We start from the raw sequence: 21,177 nt of genomic DNA on the forward strand, positions 1-21,177 counted from the left end.
GCCACTCCGGCCCGCCCCGGTCGCCCTCCGCTCAGACCCCGCCCGCGCCCGCCGCATGCCGCCCAGCAGAATGCCGCCCAGCAGAATGCGATAGCATCGATGTCGCGCGGCCGTCCCGGACCCCTGGCCCGCCGCACCGCCTGCCGCCGCCGCGGCGCTTCACCGCCGGATTTCCCCTTCGCCATGACAGACCTTGCCCGTATCGCCCGCAGCCACCCCGACGAACTCATCGTAGGGCTGGTGTCCGTTTCCGACCGCGCCTCCACTGGCGCCTATCAGGATCAGGGGCTGCCCGCGCTGCGCGAATGGCTGGCCGGCGCGCTGGTGTCGCCGTGGCAGGCGGTTGAGCGGCTGATTCCCGACGAGCCCGCCCGCATCTCCGAGACCCTGATCGAACTGGTCGACGGCTGCGGCTGCGACCTCGTCCTGACCACCGGCGGCACCGGCCCCGCGCGGCGCGACGTCACGCCCGAGGCCACGCTGGCGGTCGGCACCAAGGAAATGCCGGGCTTTGGCGAGCAGATGCGCCAGATCAGCCTGCGTTTCGTGCCCACGGCCATCCTGTCGCGGCAGGTGGCAGTCATCCGCGAAACGGACGGCCATGCCGCCCTGATCGTGAACCTGCCGGGCCAGCCCAAGTCCATCCGCGAGACGCTGGAAGGACTCAAGGGCGACGACGGCGCCGTGCTGGTGCCCGGCATCTTCGCCGCCATTCCGTATTGCATCGACCTCATCGGCGGCCCGTACACCGAAACGCGCCCCGAGGTCATCGCGGCCTTCCGCCCCAAGTCCGCTCGGCGGCCCGCGCAAGCGTAGCGCGGGCGACGACGCTGCATTGCCTTGCGCGGTGGCTGGCCGTTGCGGCACACCATGGCGGGGCCTCGCCCCGCCAAGACCGTGCGGTATAGTTGGCCGCCCCGATCAACCCCTGCTGACCGAGAGTTTTCATCGTCATGAAGGTTCGTACCATCCTGTCCCTTACCGCCCTGGCTGCCCTGACGGCCTGCGCCAATGTCAAAGACGTCCGCGACCGCGATCCCGTGTTCTACGGATCCACGCAGCGCACCGCCCAGGACTACACGCAATGCGTAGCGGAAGCCTGGAAGGGACTGGACGTCAACTTCGAACAGAAGCCGGTGCGCAACGGGTACGAGCTCGTCCTGCACGGCAGCCTGGGCGTCGAGGCCGTCCTGACGACCACGCACTGGAAGGGCAAGACCGAGGCGCGGCTGTCGACGCGCATCGCCCGCCGCGACCAGACCATCATTGAACCGGCCAACCTGTGCCTGTAAACGTCATGGTTGACCGCCGCGACGTCCTGCGCGCCGGGCTGGCCGCCGCTGCCCTGTGCCTGGCCTGGCCCGCGCGGGCGCAGCAGGCCAGCTACATCACCCGCAAGCTCGACGCCCGCGTGCCGGGCGGCGTGGCCGTGCTGGGCCTGGGCGACGGCGCGGCCGCGCCCCAGGTCACCTACCTGGACCGGCCCGTGCTGGTGGTGCGGGAAGCGGGCAAGCAGTGGATCGCCGTGGTCGGCATTCCGCTTACCGTCAAGCCTGGCCAGGAACAGGTGCAGGTCAAGGACGGCGGCGGCACGCGTCAGGTGGCGTTCACGGTCGGCGCCAAGGATTACGTGGCGCAGCACATCACGCTCAAGAACCGGCGTCAGGTGGATCCGAATCCGGACGACCTCAAGCGCATTGAGCGGGAACTGGCCGAACAGGTCGAGGCCTACCGCGGCTTTCGCGCGGGCGTCACGCCCAGCAACCTGATCCTGGATCGTCCGGTCGACGGCGGTCGCCTGTCCAGCCCCTTTGGCCTGCGCCGCTTCTTCAACGGCCAGGAACGCAATCCGCATTCGGGCCTGGATTTCGCCGTGCCGGCCGGTACGCCCATCAAGGCGCCCGCGGCCGGGGTGGTGGTGCTGGTGGGGGATTATTTCTTCAATGGCAAGACGGTGTTCCTGGACCATGGCCAGGGTTTCGTCAGCATGTTCTGCCACATGTCGGCCATCTCCGTGAAGGTCGGCGACGAGGTGCCGCGCGGCGGCGTGGTGGGCAAGGTGGGGGCGACCGGGCGGGCGACGGGGCCGCACCTGCACTGGAACGTCAGCCTGAACGATGCGCGCATCGATCCGGCGATCTTCATCGGGGCGTTCAAGCCCTGACGCGTATGGGCTTTGACGCGTTCAAGGTTTGACGCGTTCAAGTTCTGACGAGTGCCGCGCTGACGGAGCGGCGAAGCTCAGGCCTTCTCGGCCTCGAGCGCGATGCGCTTGAGCACATACTGGTGCATGCGCTCGGCGTATTCCATCTGCTGTTGCACGTTGCGCTGACCGGCTTCCTGGTCATCCAGGCAGTTGTCGTACTTGGTCTTGGCTTCGGCGTAGGTCAGGCCGGTATTGCGCAGGCTGTTGATGAACGCCTCGCGCGACTGGCGCAGCAGGCGCAGGCCTTCCTCGCCCTTTGCGAAACGTCTTCGCGAGAGGGCAAGCTGGTCTGCGGCGGCTTGCAATTCTTCTTTCAGGTCCATCGTGCTTCGTGCGTATCCGGCCTGGCGTTGCGCCAGGCGAGGAGCGCCATTCTTTCATGAACAGGCGATCCACGCATTACGGCAGTGCGCGAATCCTGCTTAAGGATCCGCGAAAAGAGGGAGCCGGGCGCCGGCAAGAAGCCGGCCCGGGCGGCCGGCTTAGCGGCGGTGGTGCTGGGGACGCTGCATCGTGGGGGCGCGCTCGTCCTTGTGGCGGAAATTGATACGGCCCTTGGTCAGGTCGTACGGGGACATTTCCAGGGTGACGCGATCGCCCGCGAGGATGCGGATGCGGTGCTTGCGGATACGGCCCGACGCGTAGGCGCCGACTTCGATGCCGTTGTCCAGTTTGACGCGGTAGCGGCTATCGGGCAGCACTTCGTCAACAATGCCATCCAATTCGATGAGTTCTTCTTTAGCCATCTTCTACTCCTTGATCAAAACGCGCAGGCATGCCTGCGGCATGTCGCGCCGCGCAAGGCGGCAAGCGCGTCGGACTCGGATAAACCGGTCCAGCGGTTTGAACGCAAAAAAACGTTCGGGCAAGCGTGGGTATGGGCCACGGCATCCGGGCGGATGTCTGAAATGGCGGATACTCGCGCCCTGAGGTAAGTGCGCGCGATGCGCGCGGTGGTCGCGGCGGGGGTGCTGCGGGCACCTTGCCGGATGAAGCGGGGTTGCCGAGTCTGCGGCAACGCCGGGCGCCACGGGGACTGCAGCGGCGTTCTGGGCAATGACGGGGTGCACCCAACTGGGGCGGCCCCAATAAAAAACCGGATCTCGTTCGCGTCGCTGACGTTCATTCAGTAGCGCCCTTTCTTGGGCGCTACAGGTTGGCACGCAGGATGACCGAAGTCCGGTTTTTGCGGAAAAATCACGGGTTTATGTTACTGCAAAGCCGGCGGTTTAGCCAGCTTTTATCCCGGATTCGGCCGCGATAGTTGCGCTTGAACGACTCTATCGGCGCGGGATGCGGCGCTGGTATTCGGCTTCCCAGGCGGCGTTGGCCGACCAGAAGGGGCCCGGATCGCGTCCGGCCAGACGGGCTGCCAGCACGTTCAAGTGCGTGTGCCAACCGCCCGCCACGTCCACCATGTCATCCCGCGTGGCGAGCTTGCGATGCGTAAGCACCAGCCGCGCGCCGTCGTCTTCAGGGGACACCTCGAAGGTCACTTCGGACGGGGCGCCCGCCGAGCCGCCCCAGGTGTAACTGAGCACGTGCGGCGGTTCACACCGGGTGATCAGGCCCTGCGTGGTCAGGCCTTCCTCGTAGGGCTTGTAGGCCTCGGGCGTCGGTTCGCGCACGGAGGACAGGTCGGCATGCAGGAAGCGCAGGGTGACGCCGCCGCCCTCCATCAGGTCCATGTCGCCGAATGCCAGCCACTGGCCGCGCTTGTCGGATTCTGTCAGCCAGGCCCACACCTCCTGCACGCTCGCAGGCAGCCTGCGCGTGAATTGCAAGGTGGTCGGGTCCAGTACGACGCCGTAGTCGCTCATATCAGTCTCCTGTGAAGTCCGGAGCCGGACGTGGGTTTATCTTCCGTGCGAAAAGGTCAGCGGCGATACCTGCGGCTCGTGCTCCGGGGCTTCGTCCATGGCGCCGGGGTGCTGGGGCAGCGCGTCCGTGATGTCGTACCACGGCGCCTTGCTGGCGACGTGGTAATGCGCCTCGGGCTTGACGCCCGGATCGTCGTCCAGCGCGCCGAGCGGCAGGCCGTAGACGTCGGGCGTCTGGTCAAAGCGGCTGAGCAGCGGTGTGCCGCAAGCCTCGCAGAATCCCCGGTAATTGCCGGGCGACGACGCGTACCAGGTCACGTGGTCTTCGCCCTGCGTCCAGGCGAAATCCTTCGATTGGACCGTCGCTCGGCTGCGGAAGGCCGCGCCGTGCGTCTTGCGGCACATCACGCAATGGCAGTTGAGGGCATCGGTGAGCGGACCGTTGATCTCGTAGGCAACGCGGCCGCACAGGCAGGAACCTTTGATCATGATGAGCGCCAGGCAATGGGGGAAATAGGTCCAATATACCTGCGGCGCCGTCCCGCGACTTCGGCATTTGTGACAGATGTCTTTCAGATCGTTGCCGGGGCGGGCCTTTCCCGGGGCGGGCCTTTCCCGGGGCGGGCGTTTCCCGCGGCGTGCGATTGCCGTGGCGGGCATTCCCGCGGCGGCAGTTGCCGACGACGGCGGAAGTTTCCGACGGCGGGCGTCGGCGGCAGATACCGTAACGCTCACGGCATCCGCGCCACCCCCTTCACGCCGCCCGCAGCAGCGCCTGGAACGCCGGCAGCGCCAGCAGCCCCGCCACGCGCGCCGCGTGAATGTCGTCGTCCGACACCGCCGGGCGTGGCATCAGGAAGTTGACCGTACCCAGGCACACGCCGTCATACGCGACCGGCACGTTGATGACCGATTGCAGTCCCAGACTGCGGATCGCATCGTGGTCGTTGAAGAATTCGCGGATGGCCGCCTCTCCCTCGCCCACGAACACCCGCTGTTCCAGCAACACGTGCCGGCCCCATGCCGTGCCGGTCTTGTCCTTGCTGCCGCCCGGCGGGTAAGCCTGCGGGTTCGAACTGTACAGGCGCACCACGCGCATGGCGTCGGCATCGTAGCGATTCACGGTGCACAACGCGTGCGCCAGGTGCAGGCGCGCATAGTCGTCGATTGCCTGGAAGGCGGCGGCCGGCTGGCCGTCCGCGTAGGCACGGGCGATGGCCTGCACGCCGGCCAGCGCCGGGCTGGGAGATGCGTCCGTCATTCCGCCGTGATTCCCAGTTCTTTGATCAGCTTGCCGTACTTGTCGGCATCGCGCGCCAGGATCTGGCCGAACTGCTCGGGCGTGGTTTCGGTCAGCAGCACGCCCATGTCGCCCATTTTCTTGATGACGTCGGGCCGCTTGAGGATCACGTTGATCTCGCGGTTCAGCCTGGCAGCCAGTTCCGGCGGCATGCCGGCCGGACCGAACGCCCCGTACCAGACCGCCAGCTCATACCCCGGCAGCGTTTCGGCCACGGTGGGCACGTCGGGCAGCAGCGGCGAGCGTTGTTCCTCGGTGACGGCCAGCAGCTTGAGCTTGCCCGACTGCACGTGCGGCAGCGTCTGCGTGCCGGCGCTGAACAGCACCTGCGTGCGGCCTGCCACCGTATCCAGAACCGCAGGCGCACCGCCGCGATACGGGATGTGCATCATCTTCACGCCGGCGGCCTTTTCGAAGAGCACCGCGCTCAGGTGGTTGGTCGAGCCCTGGCCCGCCGAGGCATACGCCACGGTGTCGGGGTTGGCCTTCGCGTACGCGATGAATTCCTTAAGGTTGGATGCCGGCACCGACGGATGCACCACCATCGTGTTGGTCACAAGGGCCAGCTCGGCGATGGGCGTAAAGTCCTTCACGCCGTCAAACGGCATGTTGGAATAGAGCGCCTGGTTCATCGTGTGCGTGCTCATCGAGCCCACCAGCAGCGTGTAGCCGTCCGGCTTGGCGCGCGCGACGAAGGCGGTGCCGATATTGCCCGATGCGCCCGAGCGGTTCTCGACAATGACCGGCTGGCCCAGCGATTGCGTCAGGCCTTCGGACAGCACGCGCGCCAGGATGTCGGTGGAGCCGCCGGCGGCCCACGGCACGACCAGCGTGATGGGCTTTTCGGGCCAGGCGGCGTGCGATAGGGCGGGCGCGGCCATCGCCAGGCCCAGCGCGAACGTGCGCAGCAGTCGTTTGAAGTGCAGTGTCATGGTGTTTACCCCTTGCGTTGTGTCCGGCTTCTGAGAGCCGGTCGTATGAAAATCGATTCAGCGGCCGACGGCGTATCCCTGCATTCCGCGGGGATTGGCCGCCGCGCGCAGCAGCATCTGTCCGCCCGCGGCCGGCTCGCGCGTGCAGGCGCTGATGCGGCCTTCGGACCAGTCCGGCCCGACCTTGACGTCGTGGCCGGCGGCGCGCAGCGCGTCCAGCGTGGCGGCGGGCATGCGCGATTCCACCGTCAGCCGGTTCAGCGTCTGCGAACGCGGCCAGAACGAGCCGGGAAAGTGATCAATGTGCCAGGACGGCGCGTCGATGGCTGCTTGCAGGTTCATGCCCATGGCATGGCGCAGAAAGAATGCGACGGTCCATTGGTCCTGCTGGTCGCCGCCGGGCGTGCCGAATGCCATGTACGGCAGCCCGTCGCGCAGCGCCAGGCCGGGCGACAGGGTGGTGCAGGGACGCTTGCCCGGCTGCAACTGGCCCGGCACGCCGTCGTCCAGCCAGGTCATCTGCAGACGGGTCGTCAGCGAAAAGCCCAGCTCGGGCACGACGGGGCTGGACGACAGCCAGCCGCCCGATGGTGTGGCGGCCACCATGTTGCCGTCGCGGTCGATGACGTCGATCTGGCAGGTGTCGCCCACGAACAGCTCGCGCGTCGCCCACTCCGAGACGGGCGGCAACGCGGCAAAGGTCGGTTCGCCCACGCCGTAGCGCGTGTCCGACGCGGCCAGCGTGCGGATCGCGGCATCCAGGTCGGGCAGGCGCGGCGCAAGTCCGCCGGGACTGCCGGGCTGCAGCGTGGCCGAGGCGCGTTCGCCGATGCCGGCGGCGCGCGCTCGCGCATAGTCGTCGCTGAGCAGGGCCGCGAGCGGCACCTGGACGTGATCGGGATCGCCATACCAGGCGGTGCGGTCGGCGAATGCCAGCTTGGCGGCCTCGGCGACGCGGTGCACGAACTGCGGCGACAGCGGGTCCAGTTTGTCGACGTCCAGATGGCGCAGCAGCGCGAGCTGTTGCAGGTGCACCGGCCCTTGCGACCACACACCGCATTTGGCCACCGTGTAGCGGCCATATTGCGTGGTCAGCGGCTCGTCGTACGTGGCGCGCCAGTCGGCCAGATCGGATTTGCGCAGCAATCCGGGGTTGCGCTGGCCCGTGGTGTCGAGCACGGCCTCGTTCGTATAGAAGCTGTCGATGGCGTCGGCCACGAAACCGCGATACCAGAGGTCCAGCGCGGCGTCGATGCGGCCGCGCCGGTCGGTGCTGGCGGCGTGCGCTTCATCAAGAATGCGGGTGTAGGTGGTTGCGATGGCGGGCGTGCGGAACAGCGCGTCGGGGGCGGGCACCCGGCCGCCCGGCAGCCAGACGTCGCCCGAGCTCTTCCATTCGTCGCGGAACAGCGCCTGCACCGCCAGAATCGCCTGCGAGATCCGCGGCACCAGCGGAAAGCCGTCGCGCGCATAGCCGATGGCCGGCTGCAGCACGTCGGCCAACTCCCACGTGCCGTAGTCGCGCAGCAGCGTCAGCCAGGCGCCGAACGCGCCGGGCACCGTCGCGGGCAGCAGGCCGATTCCCGGCACCAGGTCCAGCCCCATCTTGCGAAAGTACGCCGGCGTCGCCAGCGCGGGCGCCGGGCCCTGTCCGCACAGCGCGCGCATGCGTTGCTCGCGCTCGCTCCAGAACAGGATGGGGACTTCGCCGCCCGGCCCGTTCAGGTGCGGCTCGACGATCTGCAGGACGAAACCGCCTGCCACGGCGGCGTCGTAGGCATTGCCGCCGCGTTCCAGCACGCTCATCGCCACTTGCGACGCCAGCCAGTGCGTGGACGACACCACGCCGAATGTGCCGCGTATTTCAGGTCGGGTGGTGAAGGACGGATTCATCGGACGGGTCCGCAAGGCTGGAAAGGATGCAAGCAGTATAGGAGCCTGAAATAACTGGTTTTATCTTTGTAGGCATAATTGCATAACCAAATGGTTATTGAAGAAGCCGCAATGAGCCCGGACACCGTTCGTCTTGCCAATCGTCTCAAGCACCGTCATCTGACGCTGCTGGTGAACATCGACCGCCATAAATCGCTGACGCGGGTCGCCGCGCAGACCGGCATCAGCCAACCTGCGGTCACCAAGGCGCTGGCCGAAATGGAGGACATTTTTGGCGCGCCCCTGTTCCTGCGTACGGGCAGCGGGTTGCAGCCGACCGCGCTGGGCAATCTGGCGCTGGTGCGCGCGCGGCACATGCTCAGTGACCTGGATCTGTGGGAGCGCGAGGTCGAGGCGCTGCATGCCGGACGGTCGGCGCATCTGCACGTGGGCGTGGTGCCGTACGTGTCCAGCGCCTTGCTGACCGCCGCCATCAGCCGCCTGCATCAGCGCCACGGCGTGACGCTGAGCCTGCACCGCGCCACGACGGATCACCTGGTGCCGATGCTGCGCCAGCACGAACTGGATTGCATCATCAGCCGCGCCACGTCCACGGTGATGCACGAGGACCTGATGCATCGCGTGCTGTATCGCCAGCGGCCCCGGCTCATCGCGCACGGCCGGCTTGCCCAGCGGCTGGCGCGGCGCAAGCCGGACTGGGCTGCCGTCGCCGCCCTGGACTGGGTGCTGCCGGCGGCCAACACGCCGACGCGGCAATTGATCGTGGAGCATTTCATCCGCGCCGGGCTGCAGCCGCCGTCGCCGGTGCTGGAGGCCTACTCCACGGACGTGATCGAGGGCATCCTGTCGCTGAACGAGTCGTCGATCTCGGTGGTGCCCGAGGACATCGCGCGCGAACTGTGCCAGCGCGGCAGGCTGGGCATGGTGCCATGGGATTTCGGCTGGGAGCTGCCGCCGATCAACCTGATCCGGCGCAAGCGGGAACAGGCGCTGACGGCGGAATCGCAGTTTTCCGACATTCTGCTGGACCTGTGCGCGAATGCGGCGGCGCCTGCGCAGGCGGGAGACGAGGGCAGATAACGCCAGGGGCTGTCCGCGCCTTGCCCCGCGCCGGTCTGGCAAGACGTGCGCATGTCCTAGGCGCAAAAACGTCGCTTCCCGCCACAGACGCAGGAGCCGGCATCTGGTTAAATGGCTGAAAGGTCTCACGGCCTAGGGCAAGCCGCTGCCTTTTCCGGCTTGCCGTTTCAATTTACGGAGCCCCCGATGGCACGATTCAATTTCACCCAGGACCTCGAAGAACCCGATCTGTGGGCGGCGGAAAACGTCCCCGCCGGAGAGGGTCGGCCCCCCATTCACGTCATGATCCAGACCGACGGCGAAGAGCCCCTTGCCGGCGCCTCCAAGGTGGTCAAGGCCATCATTGACAACCTGGACGAACAGATTCTTGCCGCGGCCGAGTTCCTCCTCGACAACTATTCGTACGAGCACTACAAAAAGCTGGGCATCGAAGACGACCAGCTCCTGGCCGAAGAAACCGCCGAAGCCATGGCCGAAAAAGCCGTGCTGCGCGCGCTGTGGCTGTTCGACGAAGACGGCGATGGCTACGAACTGTGGTTCACGCTGCCCTGGGATCCTGTGCACACCTACGACGTGGAATTCGAAGACGGCGCGCCCGTGTCCTGCTCGGTTAATGACTGATACCGCGCGACTGATACCGCGGTCAGGACACCGGGGGCAGGCTCAGCGCGCCAGTTCGTATTTGGTCGCCAGCGTCTGCCCCAGCGATTCGTCGTACTTGTAGCGCACCTTCAAGGGCTTGCCGCGCATAATGTTGCGCGCGGCCACGTTCTCCAGCACCACGTCGACGTCCTTGTTCACGAATTCGGCGCAGTCGGTGTCGGCTCGTTCGCCGTCCGGTATGTCGGCAGCCTTCACCTTCAGCTTGAACAGCACCTGTGTCAGTTCCGTGCCGTCGGTGCGGAATTGGCGGAAGGTGGTGGGAAACGTGGCAACGGTGCCGGCAAGGTCGCACGAAATGCGGGTCCAGCCATGCGCGGCGGGTACTGCCGCAAAAAGGCCGGCGGCAAGCGCGGCGGCCGCGGCCGCCCGGGTAGACAGAAGATTCATGGTGTGCGGGCCAGACGCGGCGCCCATGCGCGCCGCGCCGGTACGTGGTCGAAATGGGCCTTTATGTTGCGCCCGGCCGCCCGCGCCGGTCAAGCGGGCGCCTCCCATGTAAAACGGGCCTTAGCGGCCCGTTTCACTTATGCGTTCTGGCTGGCGGGCCGGCTGGGCGGCGCCTCGTTCGAAGCCTGCGCGGACGCGGCATCATCGGTGCCTTCTTCGCTGCCTTCTTCCTTGCCTTCCAGCTTGGCGATCACGGCCGTGGCCAGGCTATTGCCGACCACGTTCGTGGCGGTGCGGCCCATGTCGAAGAACTGGTCGATGCCCATGATGAGCAGCAGGCCGGCTTCCGGCAGATGGAACATCGGCAGCGTCGCGGCCACCACGACCAGCGAGGCGCGCGCCACGCCAGCCATGCCCTTGCTGGTCACCATCAGCACCAGCAGCAGGGTCAGTTGCTGCGTGAAGCTCATGTCGATGTTGTAGGCCTGCGCGATGAACAGCACCGCGAACGACTGATACATCATCGAGCCGTCCAGGTTGAACGAATAGCCCAGCGGCAGCACGAAGCCCGAGATGCGCTTGGACACGCCAAACCGCGACAGCGCCTCGATCGTCTTCGGATAGGCCGATTCGCTGCTCGCGGTCGAGAACGCCAGCAAGGTCGGTTCCTTGATGAGCCCGCCCAGGCGGAACGTGGACTTGCCCAGGAACAGGTAGCCGACGCCGAACAGAATGGCCCACAGCAGCGCCAGACCCAGGTAGAACTCGCCGATGAGCTTGCCGTAACTGACCAGCACGCCCAGGCCTTCGGTCGTGATGGCGGCGGCCATGGCGGCGAACACGCCCAGCGGCGCAAAGCGCATCACATAGTCGGTCACGCGGAACATGATCTTGGCCAGTTCATCGATCATGTTGTAGATCGTGTTGTGGCCCTTGCCGCGGATGAACGACAGCGCCGCGCCGAAGAACAGCGAGAACACCAGGATCTGCAGGATCTCGTTGTTGGCCATCGCTTCGGCAATGCTCTTGGGGAACACGTGCGCGATGAACGCCTTCAGCGTGAAATCGCCCGTCTTCAGGCCCGAAGTCACGCCCGCGTCCGGGATCGCCAGGTTCATGTGCGCGCCGGGCTGGAAGATGTTGACCAGCGCCAGGCCCAGCAGCAGGGAAATCGCCGAGGCGGCGATAAACCAGATCATGGCGCGCATGCCGATGCGGCCCACCGCGCTGGCGTCGCTCATGCTGGCCAGGCCGGTCACCAGGGTGGCGAACACGAGCGGCGCGATGATCATCTTGATCATGCGCAGGAAGATGTCGGTGATCAGGCTGAAGTACGAGGCGATCTGCTTCGCCTCTTCCGGGGTCTGCGCGAACTTGTTGCAGACATAGCCCACCACGATGCCCAGCACCATGGCGATGCCGATATAACGCGTCAGCTTCTTAGTGTTCATTTGAAAACGGGATAACGGGGAGCCGCCGCTTGGCCCAGAGGGCCAGGCCCGCCGGCATGAGGCGGGGCAGACGGTCCGGTGACGGACATGCCAGGGTCCAGGTGCTGCTCGGGTTAACCCTTGGGGCGCGATGTTAACGCCGTGAACCTGACAGCGAGTTGTCGGTTCGGGGACAGATCAGCCGTGCCAGAATGCCCCTTCCGGCCTCGTCAGGAAGGCCGGGCGCCACCTGGGAACCAGCCCCGCGCGGGGCGACAAAGGAGACAAAGCAATGCCGAATCGCGAATTGTCCGTACTGGCTTCCGGCTACACCTATCTGGAAGGGCTGCGCTGGCACGAAAACCGCCTGTGGGCCTCGGACTTCTATACGGGGCAGGTCATTACCGTGACGCTCCAGGGGGCGGTGGACCGCGTCTGTCTGGTCCCGCAGCAACCGTCGGGGCTGGGTTGGCTGCCCGACGGCCGCCTGCTGATCTCGTCCATGAAAGACCGCAAGGTGCTGCGGCGCGAGGCGGACGGCACGCTGTCGGTGCATGCCGACCTGTCCGCGCTGACCGGCGGCCATATCAATGACATGGTGGTGGACGCGCAGGGCCGCGCCTACGTGGGCAATTTCGGATTCGACATCATGGCGGGCGAACCCGTGCGCACGACGACGCTGGTGCGCGTGGATCCGGACGGTGTGGCGCAGGTGGTGGCGGACGGCCTGTGCTTTCCCAACGGCTCGTTCATCACGCCCGACGGCAAGACCCTGATCGTCAACGAGACCTTCGCCAACCGCATTTCCGAGTTCGACATCGAGCCCAACGGCGTGCTGGGGCCGCGCCGCGACTGGGCCAATTTCGGCGAGCTGCCTGAAACCGACGACCTGACCGCCGTGATCGCGGCGTCCAAGATTGCGCCGGACGGGGGCGCGCTGGACGAAGAGGGCGCGTTGTGGGTGGGCGACGCCATCGGCAAGCGCATCGTGCGCGTGGAACGTGGTGGACGGATTCTCGAGCAGATCGACACCGGCGAATTCGGCATCTTCGCGGCCGCGCTGGGCGGACCGGACGGCAAAACGCTTTTCATGGCGGCCGCGCCGGATTTCGTGGAAGCCAACCGGCGCGCCAAGCCGCAGGCCCGCATCCTGATGACCCGGGTGGATGTGCCGCACGCGGGCAGGCCCTAGGCCACAAGCGGGGGAAAGCAGGGCAAGGGCGCCGCGGCCGTGGGCCGCATGGGCTGGGCCGCAAGGCGGATATTAGCCGGGCTAGGGCGTCCGGTTTCACCTGAATGGATAGGATACCGGCCGTTGCAAGACCTTTCTTCGATTCCCCCGTAAAATCACGCCATTCAGCAAGGCTTCAACCATCTCTCAATAGACAGTACCTAAGGAGGACCACTCATGGCCCTAGTCTCCATGCGCCAGTTGCTCGACCACGCCGCCGAGCACGGCTACGGCATTCCGGCTTTCAACGTCAACAACCTGGAACAGGTCCAGGCCATCATGGAAGCCGCGGCGGAGACCGACAGCCCGGTGATCATGCAGGCCTCGGCCGGCGCGCGCAAATACGCGGGCGAAGGCTTCCTGAAGTATCTGATCCAGGCCGCCGTTGAGTCCTACCCGCACATCCCCGTGGTCATGCACCAGGATCACGGCCAATCGCCCAAGATCTGCCAGGGCGCCATCGACCTGGGCTTCTCCAGCGTCATGATGGACGGCTCGCTGAAAGAAGACGGCAAGACCATCGCCGACTACGACTACAACGTCGAAGTCACCAAGAAGGTCGTGGACATCGCACACAAGCTGGGCGTGACCGTCGAAGGCGAACTCGGCTGCCTGGGTTCCCTGGAAACCATGGAAGGCGACAAGGAAGACGGCCACGGCGCCGACGGCAAGCTGACCATGGATCAGCTGCTGACCGACCCGGAACAAGCCGCCGACTTCGTGCGCCGCACGCAACTGGACGCCCTGGCGATCGCCATCGGCACCAGCCACGGCGCCTACAAGTTCACGCGCAAGCCCACCGGCGACATCCTGTCGATCTCCCGCATCAAGGAAATCCACGCCCGCCTGCCCAACACCCACCTGGTGATGCACGGCAGCTCCAGCGTGCCGCAGGAACTGCTGGCCGAGATCCGTGAATTCGGCGGCAACATGAAGGAAACCTACGGCGTGCCCGTCGAGGAAATCCAGGAAGCCATCAAGTACGGCGTGCGCAAGATCAATATCGACACCGATATCCGTCTGGCCATGACCGGCGCGATCCGCCGCTTCTTCGCCGAGAACCCCGAGAAATTCGACCCGCGCGAATACCTCAAGCCCGCCCGCGCCGCCGCCAAGGCGATCTGTGTCGCTCGCTACACGGAATTCGGCACCGCCGGCAACGCCAGCAAGATCAAGCCGCAGCCGCTGACCGAAATCGCCGCGCAGTACGCGTCGGGCAAGCTGTCGCAAGTGGTGCAATAAGGTCCTCGCCCATGCCGCCTTCTTGCGAAGGCGGCGCAGGCAGAAAAAGAGCTGGTCCTCGCGGGCCAGCTCTTTTTGTTTTTGCGGCCATGACGGACGCGCGCGCTACGCCGGCGAATTCTTCCCGAAGCTCGGCACCGACCGGTCTACGTGATGCCATGACGGCGCCGAGTCCGTCCACAGGCTTGCCTTGGAATGAAACGCTTCGGGGTCATCCAGCGACCCTGCGCGCACGACTTCGTAGCCCATGCCTTCCGAATTGCCGAACAGCGGCGTGCCACACGCCGCACAGAAGCTGCGCATGACGGTGTGGCCGGAGTCGCCCTGGTAGCGGTGTTCCTTGGGTTGTCCGCGCAGCAGCGTGACGGCGCCCGCGGGAAAGATCAGGGCGTGGGCCGGCGCGCCGCCGCTGGAGTACTGGCAGTCGCGGCAGTGACAGGTGGCGGCGGTGATGGGCTCGTCGGTGAGGGCGTAGCGGATGGCGCCGCACTGGCAGCCGCCTGTCATGTGGACCTGCGCGTCGGCGTGGGGCATGCGTTTGGGGGAAGCATCCTGCATACGGCTTTGTCTCCGGGCGGTGTTGCGCCGTGACGCTCGGGGCGGCCGGCGCGAATCATGGATGGGAAAGAAAGCCTACCCCGCGCCCGGAGCGGCGGCAAGACGAACTTATTTGCAGTAATCTATGCGCTTTGCGGAAGCTGCCGTCCGGCGCCGCCTCCGCCTGGTGCCCGATTTCGTTTCCCTTCCCGCCCTGGCGTCCGCCCGCGGCGGGAATGTTCATTTTTGCCATAGGCCATTCCCGTGACTTCTGCTTTGCATGAATCCAGCATCAAGTCCCTGCCGCTGCTGGGACGCGGCAAGGTGCGCGATATGTACGCGGTCGGCGACGACAAGTTGCTGATCGTCGCGTCGGATCGCATCTCCGCATTTGACGTGATCCTTGACGACCCCATTCCCGGCAAGGGACAGGTGCTGACCGAACTGACCGAATTCTGGTTGCAGAAGCTGTCGCACATCCTGCCCAACCACTCGACCGGCGTGAAGCCCGAAGACGTGGTGGCGCCCGACGAAGTGGATCAGGTGCGCGGCCGCGCCGTGGTGGTCAAGCGTCTGAAGCCCATCCTGGTGGAAGCGGTTGCCCGCGGCTACCTGATCGGGTCGGGCTGGAAGGACTACCAGGCCACCGGCGCGGTGTGCGGCATCAAGCTGCCGGCCGGCCTGCAACAGGCCAGCAAGCTGCCCGAGCCCATCTTCACGCCCGCCGCCAAGGCCGAGTTCGGCATGCACGACGAGAACGTGGACTTCGCGCACGTGGTCAAGGAAGTCGGCCAGGAAATGGCCGAGCGCATCCGCGACGTGACGCTCAAGCTGTACGCCGAAGCCGCCGCCTTTGCCGCCACCAAGGGCATCATCATCGCCGACACCAAGTTCGAGTTCGGCCTGGACGACAACGGCACGCTGCACCTGATGGACGAAGTGCTGACGCCCGATTCGTCGCGCTTCTGGCCCGCCGACGGTTACCGCGTCGGCATCAGCCCCCCGTCGTTCGACAAGCAGTTCGTGCGCGACTGGCTCGAGACGCAAACGTGGGACAAGACCCCGCCCGCGCCGCGCCTGCCGCAGGAAGTGCTGGAAAAGACGGCCGCGAAGTACCGCGAAGCCCTGGACCGCCTGATCGCCTGATCGCGTCCACACCAAAAAAGCCGCTCGTCGTCCGAGCGGTTTTTTTTCGCCGGCGGGTCTCGACGTGGCGCCGCAGGCTGACGCACCCCACGGGCAAACCCGCATTTTCAGCGCGAAATTATTTCGGATTGTTACGCTATACTCGTCCGCTGCTTGATACGGGATTTCCGAGAAAAGGAGCGCCGCATGGTGATGATGCTGCCCTTTGTGACTGGGACGCTGGCAGTGTGGTTTGGACTCGTGGGCCGGCGCCGTCCGTGCGTGACCTTCTGGCTGCTGACCCTGGCCATCTTTGCCGCCTGGTGCAAATACCATATGACCAGCCCGCTGGCGTTGTCCCTGTGAAGCGGCAGCGATGATCTTTTCCAGCAATCCGGCGCGCGGCTCGCGCATCCTCAATGCCCTGGCGCTGCTCGGGGTCACCGGCATCCTCTGCATCGCCTTCGCCTGGCAATTCGCCTACGACGAATTGCCGTGCCCGTTATGCCTGCTGCAGCGCGTGGCGCTGATCCTTGCGGGTGTGGGTTTCCTCTTGAACCTGCGACTCGGACCGTCGCCGATGCACTATGCAATGAGCATTGCCGGCGCGCTGGCCGGCATGCTGGCCGCGGGACGCCAGGTGCTGCTGCACATTGCCCCGGGCGACGCGGGCTACGGCACGCCCTTTCTGGGCGTGCACTTCTATACCTGGGCCTTCGTTGCCTTCACGGCGATCATCGTGTTCTGCGTCGTCATGCTGTGCGTGGACCGCAAGTGGGGCGACAGCATGCTCAAAAAGCCCGTCTCGATGCTGGGCATGGTGGTCATGGCCCTGTTTTTCGTCGTCGCCCTGGCCAACGCCGGCAGCACCACGCTGCAGTGCGGTTTCGGACCGTGCCCCGACGATCCGGTCAGCTACCTTTGGCTGAAAAGCGCCGCGTAGCCATAACGGTCTCCGGCGCCGGGTAAAATACCGGGTTTCGCGGGCTGGTCCCGCGGTCCCCCGACATTTCGCGGCGCGTGCGCCGTGTCTCAACTACTAGACACCGGTTATGACAGACCAGACTTCCGCAGCGGCGCAAGCCTCCCCCGTGGTGGGCGTGATTATGGGATCTTCCAGCGATTGGGAGGTCATGAAGCACGCGGTGACGATGCTGGAGGATTTCGGCGTGGCCTACGAGGCGCGCGTCATCTCCGCGCACCGCATGCCGCAGGACATGGCCGAGTACGGCGCCGCGGCGCACCAGCGCGGCCTGCGCGGCATCATCGCCGGCGCCGGCGGCGCGGCGCACCTGCCGGGCATGATGGCTGCCCTGACCGAAGTGCCGGTGTTCGGCGTGCCGGTCCCCTCCAAATACCTGCGCGGCGAAGACTCGCTGCTGTCCATCGTGCAGATGCCCAAGGGCGTGCCGGTGGCCACCTTTGCCATCGGCGAAGCCGGCGCCGCCAACGCCGCGCTGCACGTGATCGCCACGCTGGCGGGCACCGATGCCGGCCTGCACGCAAAGCTGGTGGCGTTCCGCGCCCGCCAGACGCAGGTCGCGCGCGACATGAAGGTTCCGCCCGAGGCCTGATGCGAATGACTCAATCGACTCCTTTCCTGATCGCGCCCGGCGGCTGGCTGGGCATGCTGGGCGGCGGCCAACTGGGCCGCATGTTCTGTCACGCGGCGCAAAGCCTGGGCTACAAGGTCGCGGTGCTGGACCCGGCCGCAGAATGCCCGGCCGGCATGGTGGCCGACCTGCACATCCAGGCCGCCTATGACGACGAGGCCGGTCTGGCCCGCCTGGCGCAGACGTGCCAGGCCGTCACCACCGAATTCGAAAACGTTCCCGCCGACAGCCTGCGCGCGCTGGCTACCCAATGCCGCGTCAGCCCGGCTGGTGACGCCGTGGCCATCGTGCAGGACCGCATCGCTGAAAAGACCTTCATCGCCGCGCAAGGCATCCCGGTCGCGCCGCACGCTGCCATCCGCAGCGAAGCCGATCTGAACGCCGCATCGGACGCGCTGTTCCCCGGCATCCTCAAGGTGGCGCGCCTGGGATACGACGGCAAGGGCCAGGCCCGCATCAACACCCGCGAAGAAGCCATCGCCGCCTTCGCCGAATTCGGCGGTGTCGCTTGCGTGCTGGAAGCGCTGATGCCGCTGGACTACGAAATCTCGGTCGTGCTGGCGCGCGGCTTTGATGGTGCCAGCGTGGTGTTTCCCGTGGCGCGCAACGTGCATGTCGACGGCATCCTCGCCGTGTCCACCGCGGCGCCCGTGCAGCAGGACGCGGCCCACGCCGAACGCCAGGCCCGCGCCACCGAAGCCGCGCAGGCCATTGCGCAGGGGCTGGGCTATCACGGCGTGCTGTGCGTGGAATTCTTCGTGCTCAAGGACGGCAGTCTGATCGTCAACGAGATCGCGCCGCGTCCGCACAACAGCGGCCACTACACGATCGACGCCTGCGTCACCAGCCAGTTCGAGCAGCAGGCGCGCGCCATGGCCGGGCTGCCGCTGGGCGGCACCGACCTGCTGGCGCCCGCCGTCATGCTGAACATCCTGGGCGACATCTGGTACGCCGACGCCACGGGCGACGCCCAACGCGAGCCCGATTGGGCGGCCGCGCTGGCCGTGCCCTCGGCCAAGCTGCACCTGTACGGCAAGCGCGAGGCGCGCCGTGGCCGCAAGATGGGCCACATCACGATCGTGGCGGCCACCTTGCAGCAGGCCCGCGACGACGCCGCCCGCGTGGCCGCCGCGCTGGGCATGCAGGCGCCCGAGTAAGCGGCAAACCGATGTCCTCATCTTCGTCCGTCTCCGCCAGCGCCGCGGAAATCGCCCACGCCGCCCAGCGCATGCTGGACGGCGAACTGGCCGCCTTTCCGACCGAGACCGTCTACGGCCTGGGCGCGGACGCTGAAAACCCGCAGGCCGTCGCCAAGATCTACGCGGCCAAGGGCCGGCCCTCGAACCATCCCGTCATCGTGCATATCGCGCCGCAGGGCGACGTGGCGTATTGGGCGGCGCACGTGCCGCCCGAAGCACAATTGCTGATCGACGCGTTCTGGCCGGGTCCGCTGACCTTGATCCTGAAGCGCGCGCCGCACATCGTCGACACGGTGAGCGGCGGGCAGGACAGCATCGGCATCCGTTGTCCGTCGCATCCGGTGGCGCAGGCGCTGCTGGCGGCGTTTGCGGCCGGCAAGCCGAACGGGGAGGGCGGTGTGGCGGCGCCATCGGCCAACAAGTTCGGCCAGGTGTCGCCCACCCGCGCCGAGCACGTCCGTAACGAGTTCCCCGACGAAGTCGCGGCCGGCATGCCCGTGCTGGAAGGCGGCGCCTCGGACGTTGGCATCGAATCCACCATTCTCGACCTGTCGCGCCTGGATCGCGGCGCGGGGCCCGTGCTGCTGCGGCCCGGCCACATCAGCGCCGCGCAGATCGAGGCCGTGCTGGGCGTGCAGGTCTTTGCGCCCGACGCCGCGGCGCCGCGCGCGTCCGGCACGTTGAAGGCCCATTACGCGCCGCGCACGCCGCTGGAACTGGCCAACGAGGCCCGCATGAACGATGTGCTGGCCGGACGCAATCTGCCCGAAGGCCGCGTGGTGCTGGTGGCCTACGGCCCGCAACCCGCCGCAGCCGATCCCCGCGTGCAGTGGCAACCGGTATCCGCGGACCCGGCGCGCTATGCGCAGGCGCTGTACGGCCTGCTGCGCGATCTGGATGGTCAGGGCTATGCGCGCATCATCGTGCAGGCGCCGCCCGCCACCGATGACTGGCACGCGGTCAACGACCGCATCGGCCGCGCCGCCGCGGCCTTCACGCTGGACACCACCGGCCTGTAGCCTGCTGGCCGCTCACACCTGACCGCTCACGCGGCCAGGAATTCCCCGATCCGTTCCACGGCCTGCCGCAAGGGCGGCAGGAAGTCGTCTTGCAGGCGGCTGAGCGGCACGCGCGCCGCCTTCACGCTGACATTCACCGCCCCGCAGGCCTTGCCGCTGGCCGATCGCACGGCCACCGAGATCGCGCGCACGTTCAATTCCAGTTCCTGGTCGACGACCGCATAGCCCTGCTCGCGGATGCGCGCCAGCTCCGCGCGCAACTTTGCCTCGGTGGTCAGCGTGAACTCGGTATAGGGCTGCAGGTCGGTCGCCGCGAAATACCGCGCCAGGGCAGGCTCCGGCAGTTCCGCCAGCAGCACGCGCCCGATCGACGTGCAATACGCGGGCAGGCGGCTTCCCAACCCCATCGACGTGGCCAGCAGGCGGTTCACCTCGGACCGCGCGAGGTAAAGCATTTCATGGCCTTCCATGATGGCGAGCGCGCAGGTCTCGTTCACGGTCGCGCTCAATTCTTCCAGCACGGGCTGCGCCAGCGAAACGAACGGCGTGGACGAAAAGTACGCGTAGCCCAGCCCCAGAATGCGCGGCGTCAGCACGTAAAGCCTGCCGTGCTGCTCGGCCATGCCCAAGAGGATCAGCGTGTGCAGGCAGCGTTGCACGACGGCGCGCGGCAGGCCGGCGCGCCGGCTCAGTTCGGCCGCGGTCTGCGGATGGCGGCGCGTGCCGAAGGCGCGGATGACGTGCAGGCCGCGCGCCAGCGTCAGCATATAGTCCGGATCGCCGCGCAACTGGTCCGGATGGTCTTCGGCCGTGGGCGGCGCGGCGTAGCCGGGAGCGGGCAGGTTGGGCAGCATCAGGCTGCGCGCAGGGGCGCGCCGGTGCGCGTCTGCAGTTCGGTCAGCGTCATGCCGTCGATCATATCCCGGACCACCAGGCCGTCCGGCGTGACGTCGATGACCGCGAGGTCCGTGTAGATGCGGTCCACCACGCCCGCGCCGGTCAGCGGATAGGTGCAGCGTTCGACGATCTTGGGATCACCGTTCTTGCTGTTGTGCTCCATCATGATGAACACGCTGCGCGCGCCCACGGCCAGATCCATCGCGCCGCCGACGGCCGGCGCTTCGCCGGGCTTGTTCAGCGACCAGTTCGCCAGATCGCCGTTGGCCGCAACCTGCATGCCCCCCATCACGCAAATGTCCAGATGGCCGCCGCGCATCATCGCGAACGAGTCCGCGTGATGGAAATACGATCCGCCGGTCAGCAAGGTCACCGGTTGCTTGCCGGCGTTGATGAGGTCCAGGTTGATGTCGGCCTCGGCCGGGGGCGGCCCCATGCCGAGGATGCCGTTCTCGCTGTGAAGCACGATCTCTCGGCCCTCGGGTAGATGGGCGGCCACCAGCACCGGCATGCCGATGCCCAGGTTCACGTAGCTGCCGTCGGGAATGTCCAAGGCCAGGCGGCGCGCCATGGCTTCGCGGGTCAGGGGATGAAACATGCGGA

The 21,177-nt window shown here is 66.8% G+C and carries 25 protein-coding genes; 13 read left to right on the forward strand and 12 right to left on the reverse strand.

Annotated elements, in window-relative coordinates:
- Positions 1 to 183: 183 nt before the first annotated feature.
- The 3 genes from mog to MHZ91_RS23465 all read left to right on the forward strand — a co-directional run bounded on the left by mog (position 184) and on the right by MHZ91_RS23465 (position 2,164).
- Positions 184 to 816 (forward strand): molybdopterin adenylyltransferase, encoded by a 633-nt coding sequence (gene mog / locus MHZ91_RS23455; protein ID WP_239215963.1) that lies wholly within the window; start codon positions 184 to 186, stop codon positions 814 to 816.
- A 137-nt stretch (positions 817 to 953) separates the two neighbouring features.
- Positions 954 to 1,292, forward strand: a complete 339-nt coding sequence (locus tag MHZ91_RS23460) for a hypothetical protein (RefSeq protein ID WP_175125859.1) — start codon at positions 954 to 956, stop codon at positions 1,290 to 1,292.
- Positions 1,293 to 1,297: 5 nt separating this feature from the next.
- Entirely contained in the window at positions 1,298 to 2,164 is an 867-nt protein-coding gene (locus MHZ91_RS23465) for a peptidoglycan DD-metalloendopeptidase family protein (RefSeq protein WP_239215965.1), read from the forward strand.
- Positions 2,165 to 2,241: 77 nt separating this feature from the next.
- On the opposite strand, the gene MHZ91_RS23470 is transcribed toward MHZ91_RS23465, so the two are convergent.
- From MHZ91_RS23470 to MHZ91_RS23500, 7 genes are all read right to left on the reverse strand, one after another.
- Positions 2,242 to 2,529 carry a hypothetical protein gene (locus MHZ91_RS23470; protein ID WP_175125861.1) on the reverse strand — a complete coding sequence of 96 codons (288 nt, stop codon included), beginning with the start codon at positions 2,527 to 2,529 and terminating at the stop codon, positions 2,242 to 2,244.
- Between the two features lie 159 nt (positions 2,530 to 2,688).
- The gene (gene infA, locus MHZ91_RS23475; RefSeq protein ID WP_056570934.1) at positions 2,689 to 2,952 is read right to left on the reverse strand and encodes a translation initiation factor IF-1; all 264 of its coding nucleotides are present in this window, start codon (positions 2,950 to 2,952) and stop codon (positions 2,689 to 2,691) included.
- A gap of 534 nt (positions 2,953 to 3,486) precedes the next feature.
- Positions 3,487 to 4,026: an SRPBCC family protein gene (locus tag MHZ91_RS23480; protein WP_175125862.1), complete on the reverse strand. Its 540-nt coding sequence runs from the start codon at positions 4,024 to 4,026 to the stop codon at positions 3,487 to 3,489.
- Between the two features lie 36 nt (positions 4,027 to 4,062).
- Positions 4,063 to 4,515, reverse strand: a complete 453-nt coding sequence (locus MHZ91_RS23485; protein ID WP_191575995.1) for a GFA family protein — start codon at positions 4,513 to 4,515, stop codon at positions 4,063 to 4,065.
- 265 nt (positions 4,516 to 4,780) lie between these two features.
- On the reverse strand, positions 4,781 to 5,287 hold the full coding sequence (locus MHZ91_RS23490; protein ID WP_218343139.1) for a GAF domain-containing protein: 507 nt from the start codon (positions 5,285 to 5,287) through the stop codon (positions 4,781 to 4,783).
- Positions 5,284 to 6,258 carry a tripartite tricarboxylate transporter substrate binding protein gene (locus MHZ91_RS23495; RefSeq protein WP_175125865.1) on the reverse strand — a complete coding sequence of 325 codons (975 nt, stop codon included), beginning with the start codon at positions 6,256 to 6,258 and terminating at the stop codon, positions 5,284 to 5,286. Before MHZ91_RS23495 ends, MHZ91_RS23490 begins: the two co-directional genes overlap by 4 nt.
- Before the next feature lie 57 nt (positions 6,259 to 6,315).
- Entirely contained in the window at positions 6,316 to 8,151 is a 1,836-nt protein-coding gene (locus MHZ91_RS23500; RefSeq protein ID WP_239215967.1) for a gamma-glutamyltransferase family protein, read from the reverse strand.
- A gap of 111 nt (positions 8,152 to 8,262) precedes the next feature.
- On the opposite strand from MHZ91_RS23500, the gene MHZ91_RS23505 reads away from it, so the two are divergent.
- Positions 8,263 to 9,231, forward strand: coding sequence for a LysR family transcriptional regulator (locus MHZ91_RS23505; protein WP_239215968.1), 969 nt, complete (start codon positions 8,263 to 8,265; stop codon positions 9,229 to 9,231).
- 186 nt (positions 9,232 to 9,417) lie between these two features.
- Positions 9,418 to 9,852, forward strand: coding sequence for a hypothetical protein (locus tag MHZ91_RS23510; RefSeq protein ID WP_175125868.1), 435 nt, complete (start codon positions 9,418 to 9,420; stop codon positions 9,850 to 9,852).
- Positions 9,853 to 9,894: 42 nt separating this feature from the next.
- Here the strand turns inward: MHZ91_RS23510 and MHZ91_RS23515 are convergent, their stop codons facing one another.
- Both MHZ91_RS23515 and MHZ91_RS23520 read right to left on the reverse strand, forming a co-directional pair.
- Positions 9,895 to 10,281 (reverse strand): hypothetical protein, encoded by a 387-nt coding sequence (locus tag MHZ91_RS23515; protein WP_218343143.1) that lies wholly within the window; start codon positions 10,279 to 10,281, stop codon positions 9,895 to 9,897.
- A 137-nt stretch (positions 10,282 to 10,418) separates the two neighbouring features.
- Entirely contained in the window at positions 10,419 to 11,732 is a 1,314-nt protein-coding gene (locus MHZ91_RS23520; protein WP_218343144.1) for a dicarboxylate/amino acid:cation symporter, read from the reverse strand.
- Positions 11,733 to 12,003: 271 nt separating this feature from the next.
- On the opposite strand from MHZ91_RS23520, the gene MHZ91_RS23525 reads away from it, so the two are divergent.
- Entirely contained in the window at positions 12,004 to 12,903 is a 900-nt protein-coding gene (locus MHZ91_RS23525; RefSeq protein WP_175125871.1) for an SMP-30/gluconolactonase/LRE family protein, read from the forward strand.
- A gap of 216 nt (positions 12,904 to 13,119) precedes the next feature.
- Entirely contained in the window at positions 13,120 to 14,184 is a 1,065-nt protein-coding gene (gene fba / locus MHZ91_RS23530) for a class II fructose-bisphosphate aldolase (protein WP_239215970.1), read from the forward strand.
- Between the two features lie 105 nt (positions 14,185 to 14,289).
- Here the strand turns inward: fba and MHZ91_RS23535 are convergent, their stop codons facing one another.
- Positions 14,290 to 14,742, reverse strand: a complete 453-nt coding sequence (locus MHZ91_RS23535; protein WP_239215972.1) for a GFA family protein — start codon at positions 14,740 to 14,742, stop codon at positions 14,290 to 14,292.
- A gap of 243 nt (positions 14,743 to 14,985) precedes the next feature.
- Between MHZ91_RS23535 and MHZ91_RS23540 the strand changes: the two genes are divergently transcribed.
- The 6 genes from MHZ91_RS23540 (at position 14,986) to MHZ91_RS23565 (ending at position 19,677) form a co-directional block, all read left to right on the forward strand.
- On the forward strand, positions 14,986 to 15,867 hold the full coding sequence (locus MHZ91_RS23540) for a phosphoribosylaminoimidazolesuccinocarboxamide synthase (RefSeq protein ID WP_175125873.1): 882 nt from the start codon (positions 14,986 to 14,988) through the stop codon (positions 15,865 to 15,867).
- Positions 15,868 to 16,053: 186 nt separating this feature from the next.
- Positions 16,054 to 16,212 (forward strand): DUF5993 family protein, encoded by a 159-nt coding sequence (locus MHZ91_RS23545; protein WP_175138208.1) that lies wholly within the window; start codon positions 16,054 to 16,056, stop codon positions 16,210 to 16,212.
- A 10-nt stretch (positions 16,213 to 16,222) separates the two neighbouring features.
- Positions 16,223 to 16,789, forward strand: a complete 567-nt coding sequence (locus tag MHZ91_RS23550; protein ID WP_239215974.1) for a disulfide bond formation protein B — start codon at positions 16,223 to 16,225, stop codon at positions 16,787 to 16,789.
- Positions 16,790 to 16,898: 109 nt separating this feature from the next.
- Positions 16,899 to 17,420, forward strand: a complete 522-nt coding sequence (gene purE / locus MHZ91_RS23555; RefSeq protein ID WP_175125876.1) for a 5-(carboxyamino)imidazole ribonucleotide mutase — start codon at positions 16,899 to 16,901, stop codon at positions 17,418 to 17,420.
- A 5-nt stretch (positions 17,421 to 17,425) separates the two neighbouring features.
- Positions 17,426 to 18,616, forward strand: a complete 1,191-nt coding sequence (locus MHZ91_RS23560; RefSeq protein ID WP_175186257.1) for a 5-(carboxyamino)imidazole ribonucleotide synthase — start codon at positions 17,426 to 17,428, stop codon at positions 18,614 to 18,616.
- Between the two features lie 11 nt (positions 18,617 to 18,627).
- A complete protein-coding gene (locus MHZ91_RS23565; RefSeq protein ID WP_239215976.1) occupies positions 18,628 to 19,677 on the forward strand; it encodes an L-threonylcarbamoyladenylate synthase in 1,050 nt (349 codons plus the stop codon).
- 26 nt (positions 19,678 to 19,703) lie between these two features.
- Here the strand turns inward: MHZ91_RS23565 and MHZ91_RS23570 are convergent, their stop codons facing one another.
- Both MHZ91_RS23570 and MHZ91_RS23575 read right to left on the reverse strand, forming a co-directional pair.
- Positions 19,704 to 20,531: an IclR family transcriptional regulator C-terminal domain-containing protein gene (locus MHZ91_RS23570; RefSeq protein WP_175125879.1), complete on the reverse strand. Its 828-nt coding sequence runs from the start codon at positions 20,529 to 20,531 to the stop codon at positions 19,704 to 19,706.
- Positions 20,531 to 21,172 carry a 3-oxoacid CoA-transferase subunit B gene (locus MHZ91_RS23575; RefSeq protein ID WP_175125880.1) on the reverse strand — a complete coding sequence of 214 codons (642 nt, stop codon included), beginning with the start codon at positions 21,170 to 21,172 and terminating at the stop codon, positions 20,531 to 20,533. Before MHZ91_RS23575 ends, MHZ91_RS23570 begins: the two co-directional genes overlap by 1 nt.
- Positions 21,173 to 21,177: the final 5 nt, after the last annotated feature.

This window comes from Achromobacter sp. ACRQX (assembly GCF_022346505.1).
Taxonomy (GTDB): Bacteria; Pseudomonadota; Gammaproteobacteria; order Burkholderiales; family Burkholderiaceae_B; genus Achromobacter; species Achromobacter animicus.